Genomic DNA, 2,605 nt, shown 5'->3' with positions numbered 1-2,605 from the left:
TACCCGATCATCTACGCCGTGTGGCTGTCGATGCAGCGCTACGACCTGCGTTTCCCGGACGACCGCGAGTTCGTCGGCGTGGACAACTACGCCGCGGTGCTGTCGTCGGGCTACTGGTGGGAGTCGCTGTGGGTGACCGTGTTCATCACGGTCATCTCGGTGATCATCGAGTTCATCCTCGGTCTGGCCATCGCGATGGTCATGCACCGCGCGATCTTCGGCCGCGGCATCGTCCGCACGGTGGTGCTGGTGCCGTACGGCATCGTCACCGTCGCCGCCGCGTACTCGTGGAACTACGCCTGGACGCCCGGCACGGGTTACCTGGCCAATTTGCTTCCCGACGGCTCGGCGCCGCTGACCGAGCAGTGGCCGTCGATCTTCATCATCATCCTCGCCGAGGTGTGGAAGACGACGCCGTTCATGGCGCTGCTGTTGCTGGCGGGCCTGGCGCTGGTGCCGGATGACGTGCTCAAGGCCGCTGCGCTGGACGGCGCGGGCTTCTGGCACCGCCTGTTCAAGATCACGCTGCCGCTGATGAAGCCGTCGATCATCGTGGCACTGCTGTTCCGCACGCTGGACGCGTTCCGCGTGTTCGACAACATCTACATTCTGACCAAGGGCAACAACGGCACCGGTTCGGTGTCGATCCTCGGCTACAACAACCTGTTCAAGGCGTTCAACCTGGGCATCGGCTCCGCGATTTCGGTGCTGATCTTCCTGTGCGTGGCCGTCATCGCATTCATCTTCGTCAAGGGACTCGGCGCGTCGACGCCGGGCAGCGGGAAGGAGTGATCAGCCATGCAGCAAGGAACCGGAAAAGAAAAGGCGCTGTGGACCATCGCGCTCGTTCTCGTCGTCCTGTACGCGCTCGTGCCCGTGGCCTGGATCGCGTCACTGTCGTTCAAGACCACGGCAACGCTCCACGACGGGCATTTCATCCCGCGTGAGTGGACGCTGGACAACTACAAGGGGATCTTCCAGACGTCGGAGTTCACCCGGGCGCTGATCAACTCGATCGGCATCGGCATCATCACCACGTTGATCGCCGTCGTCGTCGGGACGATGGCGGCCTACGCCATCGCCCGACTGACGTTCCCCGGCAAGTCCCTGATCCTGGGCGTGTCGCTGCTCATCGCGATGTTCCCGCAGGTGTCGCTGGTCAGCCCGCTGTTCGACATCGAGCGCAAGCTCGGCCTGTTCGACACGTGGCCCGGTCTGATCCTGCCGTACATCACGTTCGCTCTGCCGATGGCCATCTTCATCCTGTCGTCCTTCTTCAAGGAGATCCCGTGGGAGCTGGAGAAGGCCGCGCAGATGGACGGAGCGACGCCGTTCCAGGCTTTCCGCAAGGTGGTGGCCCCGCTGGCCATCCCGGGCATCGTCACCGCGGCGATCCTGGTGTTCATCTTCGCGTGGAACGACTTCCTGCTGGCGGTGTCGCTGACCTCCACGGAGGCCGCCCGCACCGCCCCGGCCGCGATGGCCAACTTCACGGGTTCATCCCAGTTCGAGGAGCCGACGGGTTCGATCGCCGCGGCGGCGATCGTCATCACCATCCCGATCATCATCTTCGTCGTCATTTTCCAGCGCCGCATCGTGGCCGGGCTGACCTCCGGCGCAGTGAAGGGATAGCAAGTCATGGCCGAAATCGAACTCAAGAACGTGTCCAAGAAGTTCCCGGACGGTGCGGTGGGCGTCGACGACGCGAACCTGCACATCAAGGACGGGGAGTTCATCATCCTCGTCGGCCCGTCGGGTTGCGGCAAGTCGACGACGCTGAACATGATCGCCGGCCTGGAGGACATCACCGACGGTGATCTGCTCATCGGCGGCGACCGCGTCAACGACGTCGCCCCGAAGGACCGCGACATCGCGATGGTGTTCCAGTCCTACGCGCTGTACCCGCACATGACGGTGCGCGAGAACATCGAGTTCCCGCTGAAGCTGGCGAAGCTGCCGAAGAACGAGATCGACGAGAAGGTCGCGGAGGCGTCGCGCATCCTCGACCTGGATCCGTACCTGGACCGCAAGCCGTCGAACCTGTCGGGCGGCCAGCGCCAGCGCGTGGCCATGGGCCGCGCCATCGTGCGCCGCCCGAAGGTGTTCCTCATGGACGAGCCGCTGTCGAACCTCGACGCGAAGCTGCGCGTGCAGATGCGCGCGGAGATCTCGCGCCTGCAGGATCAGCTGGGCGTCACCACCGTCTACGTCACCCACGACCAGACGGAGGCGATGACGCTGGGCGACCGCGTCGTGGTGATGAAGGGCGGCGTCATCCAGCAGGTCGGCGAGCCGCAGGAGCTCTACGACCACCCGAAGAACCTGTTCATCGCGGGCTTCATCGGCTCTCCGTCGATGAACTTCACCCCGGGCCGGCTGAACCGGGGAGTGGTCTCCACGGGTCTCGGCGACATCCCGCTCGCCGACGACCTCCGCGCCAAGCTCGACGATGCCTCGGATCGGGCCGTCATCGTGGGCCTGCGCCCGGAGGCCTTCGAGGACGCGAACATCGTCGACGAAGCCCAGCGCGGCAACGGCGTGGTCACCGAGGTCGACGTCGAGGTCCTCGAGTCGATGGGCTCCGACAAGTACGCGCACTTCACCG

At 64.9% G+C, this 2,605-nt stretch carries 3 protein-coding genes; all 3 read left to right on the top strand.

Annotated features, from left to right (window positions below; genetic code table 11):
- Positions 1–792, top strand: a 792-nt coding sequence (locus tag GX015_RS09055; RefSeq protein WP_291344530.1) for a carbohydrate ABC transporter permease, incomplete at its 5' end; no start/stop codon positions are given.
- A 6-nt stretch (positions 793–798) separates the two neighbouring features.
- Entirely contained in the window at positions 799–1,632 is an 834-nt protein-coding gene (locus tag GX015_RS09050; RefSeq protein WP_291344529.1) for a carbohydrate ABC transporter permease, read from the top strand.
- Positions 1,633–1,638: 6 nt separating this feature from the next.
- A partial coding sequence (ugpC, locus tag GX015_RS09045; protein WP_291344528.1) for a sn-glycerol-3-phosphate ABC transporter ATP-binding protein UgpC occupies positions 1,639–2,605 on the top strand: 967 nt, incomplete at its 3' end.

Origin of the sequence: Corynebacterium sp. (genome assembly GCF_012837295.1) — a bacterium.
Taxonomy (GTDB): Bacteria; Actinomycetota; Actinomycetes; order Mycobacteriales; family Mycobacteriaceae; genus Corynebacterium.
The sequence above is the reverse complement of the archived record's forward strand: the minus strand, read 5'-3'. Positions and strand labels throughout refer to the sequence as shown.

Bases quoted from the DNA above. Each gene is read 5' to 3' on its own strand.
- GX015_RS09050 (WP_291344529.1), top strand. From the start codon at position 799: ATGCAGCAAGGAACCGGAAAAGAAAAGGCGCTGTGGACCATCGCGCTC.